Raw genomic sequence first — 15,368 nt, forward strand, 5'->3', positions numbered from 1 at the left:
TTGCACAACAAAGGCCTGGAATGCGGTTGGAAGTCTCTCATGAAGCTCGCGCGCGTGGTCATCGGCTTGGTTCTCCTCGCCGGCGGATTGTACGTCATCATCGGCGAGCACTTTGCTGGAACTTCGGCAGATGCCACGGTAAATGCACGACTTTACATCGTGCGTGCGCCGATCGAAGGCCGGGTGACGCTTGCCGTCAAGAGCATTGGGGGCCGCATTAACGCGGGGGAACTCGCGGCCGAAGTGGCCGACGAGCGCTTCGATACCGCTCGGCTTCTTGAGCTTGAGCGCGATCGGGACAATCAGCGCATTGAACTCAAACGCATTGCCGGTCACCGTGACGCGCTATCGCAATCGAGAGCCGGATTTGATGCGCAGTCAACCGACTACCAGCGCGGCAGAATTCGCCAGATCGAGGCGCGGATCGCCGAGACGAGGGCGACGCAGGATGCGGCAGCCGCGCGCCTGCGCGAGGCAGATGCGGAATTCAAACGCGCCAATGAGTTGAACAATCGCGGCGTTCAGACGGCTGCCAACCTTGATCGAGCCCGCGCGAAGTTTGACGTCGCACAACAAGACGTAGAGAGCGTGCAGCAGCGCATCAATTATTTCGAGACGGAGCTCGCCTCAGCCCGCATGGGAGTCTTCATCGGCGAGTCCTATAACGACGCCCCCTTCTCGACGCAGCGCATTCGGGAACTCGATCAGCGCCTGGCGGAACTGCATGTTGATGAGGAGCAGATTAAGGGGCGCATCGCTCAATTCGATCGGCAAATCGACGCCGAGCGTCTGCGGGTCAATCGCCTGACGTCGGCGACGCTCAATGCTCGCGTCCCGGGCCTCGTCTGGGATATCCTGGTGGACGATGGCGCGTACGCGCGGCGGGGGCAAGACCTGGTCAAGCTCGTCGACTGCAATAGCCTTGTGGTCACCGCGGGCGTGTCCGAATCTCTTTACGACAGTCTCTCCGTCGGCGCGACCGTTCAGTTTCGGCTGTTCGGCGACGAACGTATTTTTGATGGAACCGTCACCCGGCTTGGCGGATCCGGCGCATCGACCCTTTACGCAAACCTCGCCGTGGGCCCGAGTCCGCAGCATTTGCAGCGTTTCGACGTCACCGTGACGGTGCCGGGCCTCGCACAGCAGCCGGATCTTGGCTGCGCCGTGGGTCGCACTGGACGTGTTTTGTTTTCGAGCGGCCCAATCGCCCAATTCCGTCGCTTTCTCACGCGTTATGGCTTCTAATGCTTCTGCTCTCGCCACTTCTCGCCGCCTTGGCCGGAGCCGCCGTCATCATCGGGCTCCGCCTGACGATCCTACCGGTGCTCGACCCGAGCCGATGGTACTGGCGTGCCGTTCTGCTCGGCCTGGCAACAATTCTCTCTTGGCGCTACGTGGTATGGCGGTTCACCGAGACACTGGTGCCACTCGACTGGACCGCGGACGCATTGGTCAGTTGGGGCTTCGCCGCACTCGAGGGCATGACGGTCCTGTCCTCGTCCATTGCCTTTGTGATTCTTTCACGCGTCAAGGAACGTACCGCGGAAGCTGACCAGCACGCCAGATGGTGGCTGCCTGGAGAAGCACCGAGCGTAGACATCTTTATCGCGACCTACAATGAGTCCCTTGAAATCCTTGAACGAACGATTATCGGCGCCAAGGCGGTGCACTTTCCGAAGCTTCGCGTCTTTGTGCTTGACGATGGCCGCAGGGACTGGCTCCGGCAGGCCTGCGAGCGGCACTCTGTCGGATACATCGTGCGGTCCGACAACGCACATGCCAAAGCGGGAAACATCAACCACGCGCTTTCCGCGCGTGCCCTGGATCCGGATCGACCGGATTTTGTAGCCATCCTTGATGCGGATTTCGTTCCACATGTCGATTTCATCGACCGCACAGTGGCACTGTTTCACAATTCACGCGTCGGCCTGGTCCAAACGCCGCAACATTTCTTCAACCCGGACCCGATCCAGCACAACCTCGGCATTACCGCCGGGTACCCGGATGAGCAACGACACTTCTTTGATAACGTGGAGCCGGCTCGGGATGCCTGGGGAATTGCGATCTGCTGCGGCACCTCGTCCGTGCTGAGGGTACGAGCAATCCAACAAATAGGATTGCTTCCGACGCAAAGCGTGACCGAGGACTTCCTGCTCACGCTCAAGCTTGCGGAAAACGGATGGCAAACTGTCTATCTCAACGAGCCTCTGACTGAGGGTTTGGCTCCAGAGGGTCTCAAAGAGTACATCGTCCAGCGCGGCCGCTGGTGCCTCGGTCTGATGCAGATTGCCCGCAATTCCTACAATCCATTCGGCTCGAATCGACTGAGTTTGATGCACCGGATCAGTCTGATCGATTCCCAGCTCTATTGGCTAACCACCTTTCCCTTCCGGTTGGCGAGTTTGATTTGCCCACTCCTGTACTGGTGGCTCGGTATTACGATCGTAAATGCCTCGCTCGTCGATATCATCAGGTACTATGTCCCATACTACGTCATGGTCCTAGTGGCCCTGAACTGGCTTTCGAAGGGGCTGTTTATCCCCATCGTCAACGATACCGCCCAGCTGATTGCCGCCTGGCCAATATGTCGGGCCGCGGCGCTCGGCCTCTTGACGAGAGGACCGCATAGATTTTCGGTGACGGCCAAGGGCGGCGACAGAACGAGGGTCGTTGTCCAATGGTCATTGATGCGACCGTTCCTGATCCTGTTTGGATTGACCATTGGCGGCCTGATCGTGCCGCTGAATTCCGATTTCGTCTTCACTACCTCGTCTTCGGCCGATGACGGCGTCGCCATCGTTCTGTTCTGGACGGTATACAACGTCCTCGTCCTAGTGGTGGCGATGGCGGCGTGCATCGAACGCCCCCGATACAATCGACCGCAGCGCCAGGTGCTCGAACCCATCACGTTGACGATCGGAAATGACAGGCACCGTGGCTGGCTCGTGAATCTCGGGCCGGAAGGCGCTCGCATCAGCGGGCCACACGGCCTTTCAGTCGGGGCGAGAGGCAATTTGAAAATCCCAGCTATTGGCGACGTGGAGGCGCAGGTTCTTGCGCCAACTCGTGATGGCTACCGGCTAAAGTTTTCGCCGAGCGTTGAGCAGCGGGCACAAATTGTAAAAAAGCTCCACACCGCCCGAGCCCTTCCGGGATCCGATCGCGGGGATATCGTTCGCATCATCCGCGAATTGGCTCGGGCTCTAACTCACTGAGGAGGCGTGATGGCGAACAGACGACTGAGCTTGCGCACGCTTGTGTTCTTTGGCGGCGCAACGTTGATGCTTGCGCCGGCCATGGTGACAGCGACACTGTACACTGCGGCGTTGGAGCGGCGCGGCGAGAAATTGCAGGTCGAGAAGTTGGCGACCCGCGGCGAACTGAGCGCGAACCTGCTGGCGCGGCGCCTCTATGGGGTTTGGATGGACGTGGCACGTATGGCTGACCTAATCGACCCCACCGATCTGGCAAATGCCCGTGAGCAAATCAAATTCCTGAGCCGCCTGGATGGCCGATACTCCTGGCTCGGCATAGCCGATCTTGAGGGCAAGGTACTGGCGGCCAGGGACGGGATGCTCGAGGGCGCAAGTGTCGCGCAAAGGCCATGGTTTAGGCGCGGCCTGGATGCGCCAACTGCGGTCGATGTCCACGAGGCCCAACTCCTGGCAAGCCTCTTGCCTGTGTCCGCTGAGCCCTATCGCTTCGTCGATCTAGCCGCACCGTTGCGGCATGATGGTTTCGTTGCTGGCGTAATCGGAGCGCACCTCAACTGGAAATGGGTCGAGGAGGGCATGGCCGCGTTGCAGGCGCCTGGAATCGATGTGCTGCTGCTATCGCGGGACCGAACCGTCCTGTTTGGCCCGACCGATGTCGTCAACAAGCGGCTAAGCGTCAGCTCAGCGTTTGCGGCCAGTCGTGTCACCAGCGCGTTCTCGAGCGAGCGATGGTCCGATGGAAAGGACTATTTCACCGTCATGGTTCCGAGCGTCAGTTTTGCAGACCTTCCGAGCTTCGGCTGGTCTCTTCTGGTCCGACAGAACGCCGACGACGCTATGGAATCAACTCGAGAACTAATCCGTGCGTTCTGGTTCATTCTGGGCGCCGGCGCCGTCGTCGCATTGGTCCTGCTCCTGTGCGCGGCTCAATGGCTCAGGACGCCGCTCCGCCGGCTCTCGCAATCCGCCGAGGCCATCGTGGTCGATCCCGACTCGCGCCCGCCGCACCAGGAAACCCGATTCGAAGAAGCAGCAAGGCTGAGTGACGCGCTCGCCCACATGCAGTCGAAGCTTTTGGGCCGTTTCCAACCGTAAGTGGGGGCGCCAGGGAGAGAGTGGAAGAGTGCAATTGGCCGAACCGAGCGGCTTGACCGTACGGACTATTCAACGGATATAGCGTGGACAATCGCACGCGACGGCAGTGGGCGCGGTGTTCGAAGTCGATTGTTCAACTCTCAAGGAGACACGTGAATACCAGTGCGAGCCCGACTGTGAGCCCAGATAGAGCGCTTGCCTTACCAGAGTGCGCAGACTGAAGCCGCTGTGCGTTCTGCGCCGGGCACATGAAGGCCGAAAATCACCTCAGCCACGGCTCAAAGGCCGAGCCAGTTACACGGCCAACGTGTCCTCTCAGCTGTCTGCCACAACTTCTGGGTTAGTCCTAGATTGCTGTGCGCCTCTCCACCACTCTAGCCGGCTTCTTAAAATCGCGTGATCGCGGCCGACGTCAAATTAGCGCCGTCCTCGTTGCAGCCCGGATTTGCATGATATTTTTCGGGCCGTTGCTCTTGGCTCAGCCTTGTTTGATCGAGCAAATTTCGAATATTTTCTCGAGAACTCCTGGTGATGGCGAAGTACGACCGGCGGTTTCCGAATGATGACCCTTCTCGGTGTCGGTCTCACCGCTCTTGTCTTCGTTGTTACCGTCGACAACCAGGCTTGGTTCGACGTTCCGTCGACGTTGGCGCCTATCTCGACCTAACACCAAGACAGGTGAGATCGCGATCGCACCGCCCTCGCGGCAACCGCTAGGTTCGGACTTATCTATTCGAGGCTGCGAGCGTGCTGTTGACCCGTTGTAAAGCGAAGCTCTACCTTCAAGCGTTGGGTAGCAAGCTGACCAAACGGTCAGTGCCAAGAAGGCAAAGGTCGCCGTCGCGCCAAAGCGCGGTCCTCCTCCATCCTATCTGGACCATTGGTACTGAGCTTAAGGTGGGGATACCCGCCGCATGAACAGTCTTAAATTAACCCAGATTTGACTTCGGACGGAACACTTGTCCCGGCCGGGACGAAGGTGTTGGCAATCTCGAAGTCCTCCTTGCAGACTTTACGCACAGCGCCCTTCACATCGAGATGCCCCCTTGAACGCCACCATGCGGCGGTTCTTGTAGAGACGACCGCGAAAAGAACCATGAACCCGGCAGTGTATTCACTCGTCTATCGGGGTTGATAACCACCCGCGAGTAAAGAACGGACGACTGCATAGGCACGAGCACAGTGGGTGAGCTGCTCAAGATGCGGCAGCAGGGCAGAGCACAGATCCTACCAAGTTCAGCAGGCGATCCGCTTCCGAGGCCAGCTACGATGCTAGAGGCGCATTTACATACGCGATAGCCCACCGAAACAAGTCGTGCATCACGCAGCTGGGGAGTAATCGCTATAGCCGAAGCTATCATCAAATCAAGGCACAAAAGAGAGAGCTAAGGATGTTGATTGAGGGACCCGAGGAGCCTCACACAAAGCCGAGCTGATCGTTGCGAAATGATACCGGTTGTCGCCGCCTGATGACGCTGTCGAGTGCCAGCTATCCTTTATCCATTGCCGGAAGTCTCGTCACCGGGAGTTGGATTCAGCGGCCCAATAGTTCCGCCACGGTTGCGCCAGCTTAGGGTCGGGCACGCGACTCAGATTGATTGAGGATACTTCGTCAGATGAGCAACTATGATCCGCTGTTATCCGATTTGGAGTTTGATGCGCCGCTGCATCGCGCTCGCCGAATCCAGCTGATCTAATGGAGAATAACCATTTGCCGCGGTATCGCCGGCCGATATGGTGAGGTCGTTTGCGACGCGTCCGACATGGCGCGACGCGCAGGCGACGTGACGAGCCACGCCAAGATGGTCGCGTTGTCGGACGCCCAGCCGATGCTGCATACTAGGTCGGCACGCTGTATTCAAGGGTCGAGCCGTGCGCCATGTGCGCCTATGCCATTCGCGAAAGCAGGATCGGCAGGGTGATATTCGGCTTGCTGCCGCTCTTGGGAGGCCATTCGCGCTGGGACATCCTGAAAGACACGGCACTGTCGTCGGTAATGCCGGAGGTGTTCGCACCGCCACCTTATGTGCTCGCAGGCTGCTTGTGTCAGGAGAGGAAGTGTGCAGCCTTCTTGGTTTGCAGCATCCACTCGCCTGGCGTGCAGTCGAGGGCCGAAGAATATGCGTTGAGGGGCCATGCTAGCGAAAAGCACGAGGCCAACGCTGTGCCGGAGCTACGACTGAAGCGGCAATTCGCCAACTAGGCCAGAAACCAGATCTTCGACCGTCTTTGGCGCGCATAGCCGCGATAATTTCGATGGCGCATTGCGAGCCGTTTGAGTCAATACAATGTAGGTAAGGGGTGGCCGTGCGTGCGGCGGGTGAGGTGGCGAGGTCGATGACCTCATACAGCAAGAGGCCGTCACTCCTGACGTGCGATGCACCGAACGCGATTCTTCCAGCCGGATGCGAATTCTTTCACGTCGCCTTGCGCGCGACGATAGCGCAGCGATCACGTTCGAGAAAGTCTCGAGCTTCATTTCCAATCCCGGCCTTGGTATACACGCTCGTTTGTTGGCGTGCCTGACGCGACGTGTCCAGAAGCGCAGAGCATTAACAATTTATTGCGGATCCAAAGAGCTATCGCGCCCTCCGGCGAGGAGACGTCCGAAAGACTGATCCTTCCGGTTAGGAGCTGGACGAGTCGCGCAACTGCTAATCGGGCCCTCACAAGCGCTGCCAAGCATTGATTGCAGCAATTCGCTTCAACGCGTAGATGGCAAAAAATACAGCGAGACCCTTGCCGACGCACATCGCGAACGCCGTCCCTCGGTGTTTGAACTCCATCACGAAGTTCGAAGAGCGGCAACTTCAAATTTTGCACGGGAGCACTCAGCGCGCCGCCCTGCCTTCTTGGCTTTCGTATCAAACCTAGTTTTACTTCGATCGGATCTATCTCCTCGACCGAGATGTCGCCAAAGCAACTTAAACCTGTCCGGCTCCTCCTATCACTTGCTCAAATGAGTCGCCGATAACTACCCAGAAGCGTCCCGTGCCGACGATACGACCGCGAGACCGGTAACCCTCGGCGGCTACGCTTCAGCTACGGGAGCCCCCCATAACGAATGGGAAAGCGTGCGTAACAGTCGACGAAGCTAATCTCCATCACTTCTGGGACACCGAGTTCGTCGACCAGCTGGGGCCGGACGCCCCGCACGATCGCTTCGGATCTGAAGGGCATATCACCAACGCGCAACAAGCGTAGTGGCAAACCTGACGGCTCCGGCTTGTGGCCCGGAGGCGTTCGCTAAAGCTGATACCGATGGCGAACTTCCCGCGCGCCCATCCAGCGTGGACGTTATCGGTTGAGCGACGATCGAGACGATGCCGGCGGCCCTTCCACAGAACGGGGGGACCAGGAACGGCAGCGCCACTCGGGATCGCGGACGACGCCGGCCAGTCGCTGCTCCACGCAAGTGCGCAAGGCTGTGTTGGCCAATGCGTAATCGCCGCCACCGCGACCGCCAAATGGCATCAGGCCGCAAGGTAGTCGCTGGTCGTCGTGACCCTGCCATAGGCAAAGCTAAGTGCCGCCATGAAGGCCGCATGCACCTGCGCGGCGGGTACTATCACGCAGCCGAAATTGAGATCGCACGTGGCGCAGGCGTCGTGGACGATGGTGGTCTTGTAGCCGTGATCGACGGCGGCCCGGCTGGTCGAATCGATGCACATGTGGCTCATCGCACCTACGATCACAACTTCCTTAACTTCCCTCGCGTCAAGCTGCTGCTTCAAATCGGTCTCGTGGAAGGCGTTCGGATGATGTTTGACGATGACAGGTTCACGCTCCATCGGCTTGACAATTGGATTGATCTCCACGCCTTTTGTGCTCGGCTTGAAGATAGGAGTGTGAGGGTCCTCGACTTCGTGCTTAATGTGAATAACAGTATCTCCCCTGGCACGGGCGCCTTGAATCACCCTGGCCGCGTTAGCAGCCGCGTACTCGATGCCCACCAGGGGCAGCTTCCCCAACGGGAAGTATTCGTTCTGGATGTCGATGACGATGACGGCGCGTTGGCTCATAGCTTGCTTACAATTGTTGGACGGGCCGCAGATCGGGCTTCGTCAGGGCGCTCCCGACGGGTTACGGTCGAACTGAGCGCGTTGCTGCGATGATGTTGGCGTCCGCAGTATCTGCGAGACTCGAGTGTTCTGCATCTGAGTTCTAAGTAGGTGCTATCGGAACAAAATGGGAGCATCGGCCTGTCCGAGCGACGGCTCCGCCACTTCTTATTGATGCAGGTCTTCTTTCGCGTTGAGTTTGGCATGGCCATCTAGCGGAACCACCTCCAGGATCGGTCCATCCAAGTTAAAATAGCATTTGCGGCTTCGATCGATCGTGTCGCATTCGAGCACAAGGCGATAGGGATAGAGACCCGGCTCCAGATCGGGCACGATTGATCCTGCCCAGTAATAATAGGACGGCGTCCACGGACTGCGAACCTTGTCCGGGCCGCCATAGATCTTTAGATCATTGCATATCTTGCGGTACTGCGGCGTGTTGTCGGACAGAATGAACACGATGTTTACGACGCGTGCGAAAAGGGGCCAACTCCCGTCGGGACGCTTTTCCATGTCGGTACAATAAACCAGCCAGTTCAGGACCTGGCCCTGGCGACAGACGGTGCGCAAGGCGTTCGTACCTTTGCCGGTACTCTCGCCGCCATTATCCATCAGCCCGGTGTTCCCGGTGACGCTGCCGGTCCGTAGTGTGCCTACAACGTCTATGAGTGTGACGATGTTCAACTGCGTGGAAGGCAGAGTGGGGATGCAAGGAGGCTTTTGAGATGCCGGAATGTCGGGTTGCATCATGATGAATTCCCGGTTCGCTAAGCGTTGTGAGAACGTTGGAGAGAGGCATCGATCAGGCGTGCGTGCGCACCGTTGTTAAGCGTCCGCGTTCGGCTGCCGAGTTCTAAGGTCAGGCCATAAGGTAGGTTACCGACCGACTGCTTCACCTTACCGCGCCAGTAGGAGACATCTGAGTCGCGATAGGTTTTACGCTCAAGCTCGCAGATGTCCGGCGACAGTTCGATCGCCCGCACTGCGGCATGGGTCTCGCATTCAATCGGAAGCAACGTCCAGATGATCCAGTCTCCCGGTGCCACTGCAGTTGCGAGCTCGGCAGTCGCCTGATTGCGCGATCCACCAAGACGGTTGTCATCGATCATGTACAGCGAGCCAGCCAGCGTATCCGCCTCCAGCGCGCCAACGACATCCACCACTATTCGAATATTGATTGTGCTCATATCGCCTCTCCCGCAGCGCTCGTCAGACAAGAAGGTAGGATCGGCAGGAGGCCGGGAAAGAAGCCGCCAGTGAAGCCGTTGATTTCCGGGGCGGTGCCAACCTGGATGCTGCATGTCAGGCTGAAGGGCCGCGGTTCCCACACCGACTCGCCGTTCTCCTGAACCTGCTGATAGAGCGTTACGTCCATCTGATATTCGTGGCAGCCCACATTGGCTGTATTAACGGTAGCGCTCCAGTACCAACCATCCGCCAGCAAGTCGGGCGAACCGTAAAGAGCTGGATATAGAATACCGTGCTCTACCGCCGGACCGCGGATGTGGGTGACAACCGGGGGCGCGCTGGCCTCGGCGGCGGGGTCGTCAGGTTCGAGCACCTCGCCAGCACCATTGAGCAGGGGGGCGTCATAAGGCCGGACCGCGCCGTTGCGGCGAACTAGCAGGGGTTTTGGCATACTAACGGCTTCCGGATCAGACAGCAGCTTGGCTCTACCGTCTCGGGTCGCCTTGCGGAGTGCGTCCACCAGCCGGTGTTCGGCATTCGCCTCGTTGTAACGGTGGCGATAGCTGCGGGGCAGCGTCAATGGCAAATCGGCGACTCCGACGGTAATCCAGTTCAGGACCGCCTCCGTCGTCTGCGAACCGTCGGCATTGTATACACCGGGCACATTCGTGACGCGGGAGCCGGCTTGCGGAGCGCATGGGCCCGTATTGTCGATCAGATAGGCATTCCCGTCGAGAGTGCCCTCTTTCAGAGCCGTCACAATATCGATTACGGCAACAATCGAAATCTGCATCTTATCATCCTCCCGTTGGAGCGGATTGTGCGACCGCCCAGATGGGCGGTGAGGCCTGAGGCGGAATCGGTTGCCCTGCCGGTGGAGGCATGAATAGAAGGGACGGCCCGTCGATTGTAATGGTGCGCCCAGTCAGGCCGCCCGTGACAAGCGTCAGCCGGTAGCCATGGCGCGAGCCCGGAGCCAGCCACCAAGGGACGTGTCCGTGCCAGCGCAGCGCCCAGGGAGCCGGAAGGCCTGCGGCCGGCGGCGCGTTCCCGTCGAACGATACGCCCGTCAACCAAGCCATAGTCTGGACGTCGAGCGGCGTCAGGCTCCAGCGGACCAGCTGCCCCGGCCAGACAGGGCTGGTCAACTTAACGGTGCCAGAATCCTGTCCGCCGCAAAGACTATCGTCAAACAAGAAGACGTTGCCGTCGGCCGCATTGCCAAGTAGCAGGGCGACGACATCGACGAAAACTCGAATATTAAGCGGTGTCATCATTTGCCTCCTCCGGCGGCGGTTCCTGGTTACGGTTATCAAACGCGGTCGACGACGAGGGGCACCTTTCCGACTGCCGTCCGGACCAAGTCAGTCCCCGTTGGATCTACAAACCGGATGGCAAAGCTGTAGCCTGAGCTCCGCAGGCTCGCCTCATTCGCTTCGAGCGCGTTAAAGACGGACAGGGAGCGGACCAGCCCGGCGATGATCAACGGCGATGAGCCCTCCGGTGTAAGGCGTGCGGCGACGTGCGCCGAGAGGGACACGGCTTCCAGCGTACCGAGCAACAAGTGGAACTGGCGCTTCGCGCGATCGATCTGAAACTGCATGTCAGTGGCGACACTGTCGATCTCCAGAACTTGTCGCCGGCGGAATTCGGCAATGATGGCCGCTAGGGCCTGGGACGCCGAATATTGCGTGTCGCCTATATGCATGAAATCGCCGCTGCGGCCGACATACTCAAACTGCATGGCATTCAGACTGGCCGACCGCAGATCCGGGCGACGGATGACTCGGTCGCCCATTTTGTAGCGCAGTACCGGGGCCGCGTTACCGAACAGCCGGGTGACCACCAGTTCGCCTTCCTCCCCCACCGCCGCCCATTGTCCATCCGGCCTGACCACCTCCACTAGGTGCAGGCCGGGTACTGCCGTGAGGAGGGGGCTTTCCGGGTCGAGCTGCAGGCCGATGGTTTCCGCTTGGGTGGCCGCGAAGTAGCTCAGCACGATCAGGTTCGGATAGGCCCGCCTTAGATCCGCCCGCGCCTTGGGAGTCAGCACGCCACTGCCATAGAGGGCCACGCGGAAGCTGTGCCGCGCCTCGCGGGATAGGCCGTCAGCGAAGCTCGAGAGCAGTTTGATGCTTTGGGTAATGCCCATGATCGCCTTCGGCCCAGGATAGGACATCATCAGCTGGAAGACTTCACGGCTCATCGGCCCAGCGCCGATAAAGTTGACCCCGGGAATCTTCTGAAGCACGCCGCCCACCATGGTGCCGCTGCTCCACATCTGATAGTCGGCAAGCGTGGTGGCCACCCATTTCGCTCCACCGCCAGCAAGATGGCGCGCCATAATGTGTCGGCCCATGAAATCCCCCGCCCAGCCGTATGTCTCCTGCAGCTCGCCTAGCGGATAGACAGTTTCCGATGGTTTGCCCGAGCTAGTGCCACCGCTCGCCACGACCTCAAAGCCACAGCGCTCGATGGGCACGACCATGCCCGGCCGCCTCCCCGTGAACATCTGATGGAAGTCTTCTTTTTCGGTCAGAGGCAGCGCGCGAAACCGGTCGAAACTGTCCACCGGACCGACGCCTACAGCATCATTGATGCGTCGGCGCCACAAGGGGTTGATGCGGGCGATAGAGACGAGCTGCGACACCCTGCGCTGGACGATGACGGCTTGCGCTTCCAGGCTCATTTCATCGATCCGACAGCCGACATGAGCTTGCGCGGAAAGGAGTGTGGTCAGGAATGAGGGCAGATCTAGCACGTGATCCACAGTGCGCGGATTTAACATCGTGTCCGGCTGCGCCTTGTAGTCGAAGTTGTCTAGCGGGGAGGCGAAGTGGCCCATAGTCATTCCTCAGGTTCGAGCCCAACGGGTAGGTCTTGGCCACCCTTTGTGGATTCGTTCTCAAGAATGTCGCCCGCATGGCGTCGGATTTCCGCCGCCATGCCGGCGATGTCGGACAGGCCGACCCTATCATTCATGAGAACGATGCGGAGCATCGTCTGTCCATTTAGATCGACCTTGGATAGGAGATACCGCCCCGCAGCCCGTACGCGGTTGCGCAGCTCAAGTTGGAGGCTAGAGAGGCTATTACCGCTCAGACCCGGAGGCTGATGAACGAAGCAGAGGATATTGGATTCAGGCTGGTAGGGTACGATGAAGTCCGGCTGATCGATGAAGTAATCGTACGCGGACCTGGTGATCTTCACTAACTGCTCCAACTTATCGGCGAAGGCTCGGCGACCATACAGCGACCAAGCCAGCCACAGGTTGAGGATTGACGGACGCTTTGTGCATTCGAAGTTCTTCACGCCGCTCTGTACGGCAGCCATCTCATCTTCGAACGGGTCGAATACGTAACTGTCCTTCTGGGGGAAGGCGGTTTCCGCCAAGCCCTTCTCGCGATAGAACAGCAAGGTGCAAAGGGCCGGGACAAAAAGAGTTTTATGGGCATCCAGGCAGAAAGAATCCGCGAGCTCCAGTCCCGCAAGGCGTGGCCGCAGTTGGTCGGAAACCAGAAATGCGCCATTGTGAGCCGCATCCACATGGAGCCAAGCGCCGTGTCGCTTGGCTAAGGCAGCAAGCTCCGGCAACGGATCGTTAGCGCCAATCGCGGTCGTCCCGGCCGACGCAATCAGGCAAAAGACGTTCAAGCCCTGGACCATCGCCCCGTCTATGATCGCTCGCGCGCGTTCTGGGCAGATCTGCCGTTGTTTGTTCAGCGGCAGCCGTATCACCTGATCCTGGCCGATCCCAATGATGCCGGCAATACGGGAGACCGAGAAATGCGCATCCTCACCAATGGCAATGGCTGGCCGGCTTGCGCAGCCAACCGCAAGTCCGCCGTTCCAGCTTCCCGAAATGCGCCGATTACGAGCTACTAATGCGGCAGTCATGTTAGCGAGCGAGGCCCCGGACGTCGTCACCATCTCGAAGCTGCCTTGCGGCCAGCCGATGAAACGGCCGAACACCTCTTCGATCAGCCGGTCCGCAATGTTGGCGAGCTGTCCCGCCTCGTAGTAGGAGGCCGGCTGGGGGGCCATGGCGGACACCATCTCAAAAACTGCGGTGACGGGCATCACCGAGCTGAACTGGCGGCCCATATATCCGCGGGAGTTCACCTTGATTCCTGTTTCCAGGTAAAGTTCGAGGATGTCGGCGAAGCGGCGCGCGTCGAAGCCCCCCAAATCAGCCTTCGTCATGAGACTGCGGGCCCTTGCCATCAGGTCGACTGGCCTTTGCAGCCGGACCCCTTCCACCTCGTCACGCGAGAGCATATTAGCGAGCCACTCGATAGCCTGATGAGCGGCTGCGCTGAACTCTCGGACCTTGAAAACCGATTCTGTTTCGGTGGCGAACGTCTCGCGTTGATGCGAAGAACCTTCGTCAAGCACGCAAAGACTGTCCATATCGTCGCGTCCCTCGAGGTTAATGATCGCTGCCGACTCACCCGCGGTACAGGTCAGCCATCTTCTCGGGTCGGCGTGTTAGGCAGTGTGATTGAAAAGCGCTATGTGAGGGTTTCACTGGGGTGCAGCGTTGTCGCACACAGGCAGCAGCGCAAAGCAGAATGACCATCTTAAACATCGCGATTTCTTTCAAGTCGCTGCGTCTCATGTGATATTTCCAAACATCCAACAACGAGTGCAATGTAGGCGACATGGTGCTCGTTTGGTGAGCTCGTTTGGTGACCACTGAGCGTGCGACATTCCTGCCGGTCGAGTCACCTACCAGGAATGGTTGGCATCCTAGGCAACGCCGGAACCGCCCTTGCCTGCGCGACACGAAATTTTTCGTATGTTGGTTCCTGACAGTTTTCACCCGCGACAACTTCGGCCTAGTCGGAGTGTCACTTATACAGGCGAAGGGGGATCAACCACGCCTGAGGTAGAGCGCTATCAAACCTGCTAAAGCACAGGCTCACTGCTCGCAGTTGCTTAAGACGAAGCAATTGACCCAAGTCAACACGGGCAACGCGGAGCTCAGAGATCATTCAGCATCGGATAAACAACGGAGACGATCATGCTAGAACAGAGCGGCTTGCACTTCTACCTGAACTGGGCCAAGGAGCGGATCGACGAGATGGATGCCGCACTAGGTTCGTTCGAGATCAGAGCCGGCAAGGCTAAGGCCGAGGCCGAGGCCGAGATCAAGGCCGACCGGATTGTCGCTGATCTGAGGAAATGCCGCGACAAATTCCAGGCGGAGCTCAAGGCGCAAGCGCAAGCTGGCGAAGCCACTTGGGCGCACACCAAGATGGATCTTGAAAGGCAATGGAACACCTTCGAGACGCAGATGAACGCCTACTTCGAAAACGCCGGCAAGCAGATCGATCAGCAGAAAGCCACGTTCAAGAACATAGCCGGGGCGCAAGCAAGGGCTTGGCACGAGGCCGCTGACAAGTTCCGTGAGGCGGCAGGCAAGGTGGCAGCATCTCACGCCGGCGAGTTCGAGGCCGGACTCGAGCAGATGAAGGCCGATGCGTCCACGGCGAACGCGCGTCTAGCGACGCTGAAGCAGGCGGGCGGCGAGTCTTGGGCGGTGCTGAGCGCCGCCTTGGCCGAATCCCGCAAGGCGTTCGATCAGGCCAACCAGGCGGTCTGGCATGCGTTAAAGGGCTCCGGCGGGAAGAGCTGAAGGTTGTCGGGTCCGTAGCCGCCGCTTCAGCGGAGATCCAGTCTTAGAGTCTGGTCCCGCAAGAATAATAGGCCACCATCAGCGAGCCGTCGTTCAACAGGACGATTCCGTTCGCGATGAGTCCGACGTAAGGCGCGAGATTGGCGAAAGACGGGCCGGAACCACAGAAAG

12 protein-coding genes are annotated in these 15,368 nt (G+C 59.2%); 5 read left to right on the forward strand and 7 right to left on the reverse strand.

Annotated features, from left to right (window positions below):
* Positions 1-39 precede the first annotated feature (39 nt).
* The 4 genes from A7X65_RS25860 to A7X65_RS43265 all read left to right on the forward strand — a co-directional run bounded on the left by A7X65_RS25860 (position 40) and on the right by A7X65_RS43265 (position 6,513).
* Positions 40-1,245 carry an HlyD family secretion protein gene (locus tag A7X65_RS25860; protein WP_063690460.1) on the forward strand — a complete coding sequence of 402 codons (1,206 nt, stop codon included), beginning with the start codon at positions 40-42 and terminating at the stop codon, positions 1,243-1,245.
* Positions 1,245-3,215: a glycosyltransferase gene (locus A7X65_RS25865; protein WP_063690461.1), complete on the forward strand. Its 1,971-nt coding sequence runs from the start codon at positions 1,245-1,247 to the stop codon at positions 3,213-3,215. The genes A7X65_RS25860 and A7X65_RS25865 overlap by 1 nt, the downstream gene beginning before the upstream one ends.
* Before the next feature lie 9 nt (positions 3,216-3,224).
* The gene (locus tag A7X65_RS25870; RefSeq protein WP_063690462.1) at positions 3,225-4,310 is read left to right on the forward strand and encodes a cache domain-containing protein; all 1,086 of its coding nucleotides are present in this window, start codon (positions 3,225-3,227) and stop codon (positions 4,308-4,310) included.
* Between the two features lie 1,879 nt (positions 4,311-6,189).
* Entirely contained in the window at positions 6,190-6,513 is a 324-nt protein-coding gene (locus A7X65_RS43265) for a hypothetical protein (RefSeq protein ID WP_245323833.1), read from the forward strand.
* Between the two features lie 1,270 nt (positions 6,514-7,783).
* Here the strand turns inward: A7X65_RS43265 and A7X65_RS25880 are convergent.
* The 7 genes from A7X65_RS25880 to A7X65_RS25905 form a co-directional block, all read right to left on the reverse strand.
* Complete coding sequence (locus A7X65_RS25880) at positions 7,784-8,332, reverse strand: cysteine hydrolase family protein (protein ID WP_063690463.1); 549 nt, start codon at positions 8,330-8,332, stop codon at positions 7,784-7,786.
* Between the two features lie 207 nt (positions 8,333-8,539).
* The gene (locus A7X65_RS25885; protein WP_145665444.1) at positions 8,540-9,121 is read right to left on the reverse strand and encodes a hypothetical protein; all 582 of its coding nucleotides are present in this window, start codon (positions 9,119-9,121) and stop codon (positions 8,540-8,542) included.
* Between the two features lie 17 nt (positions 9,122-9,138).
* Positions 9,139-9,558 (reverse strand): hypothetical protein, encoded by a 420-nt coding sequence (locus A7X65_RS25890; protein ID WP_145665447.1) that lies wholly within the window; start codon positions 9,556-9,558, stop codon positions 9,139-9,141.
* Entirely contained in the window at positions 9,555-10,352 is a 798-nt protein-coding gene (locus tag A7X65_RS25895; protein WP_063690468.1) for a hypothetical protein, read from the reverse strand. The genes A7X65_RS25890 and A7X65_RS25895 overlap by 4 nt, the downstream gene beginning before the upstream one ends.
* 4 nt (positions 10,353-10,356) lie before the next feature.
* Positions 10,357-10,836 (reverse strand): hypothetical protein, encoded by a 480-nt coding sequence (locus tag A7X65_RS42050; RefSeq protein ID WP_145665450.1) that lies wholly within the window; start codon positions 10,834-10,836, stop codon positions 10,357-10,359.
* Positions 10,837-10,871: 35 nt separating this feature from the next.
* Complete coding sequence (locus A7X65_RS25900) at positions 10,872-12,404, reverse strand: phenylacetate--CoA ligase family protein (RefSeq protein WP_063690470.1); 1,533 nt, start codon at positions 12,402-12,404, stop codon at positions 10,872-10,874.
* Between the two features lie 2 nt (positions 12,405-12,406).
* Entirely contained in the window at positions 12,407-13,969 is a 1,563-nt protein-coding gene (locus tag A7X65_RS25905) for a pyridoxal phosphate-dependent decarboxylase family protein (protein ID WP_063690472.1), read from the reverse strand.
* A 613-nt stretch (positions 13,970-14,582) separates the two neighbouring features.
* Here A7X65_RS25905 and A7X65_RS25910 point away from each other — a divergent pair.
* Positions 14,583-15,197 carry a sll1863 family stress response protein gene (locus tag A7X65_RS25910; protein WP_063690474.1) on the forward strand — a complete coding sequence of 205 codons (615 nt, stop codon included), beginning with the start codon at positions 14,583-14,585 and terminating at the stop codon, positions 15,195-15,197.
* Positions 15,198-15,368: the final 171 nt, after the last annotated feature.

Source organism: Bradyrhizobium stylosanthis (assembly GCF_001641335.1).
Classification (GTDB): domain Bacteria; phylum Pseudomonadota; class Alphaproteobacteria; order Rhizobiales; family Xanthobacteraceae; genus Bradyrhizobium; species Bradyrhizobium stylosanthis.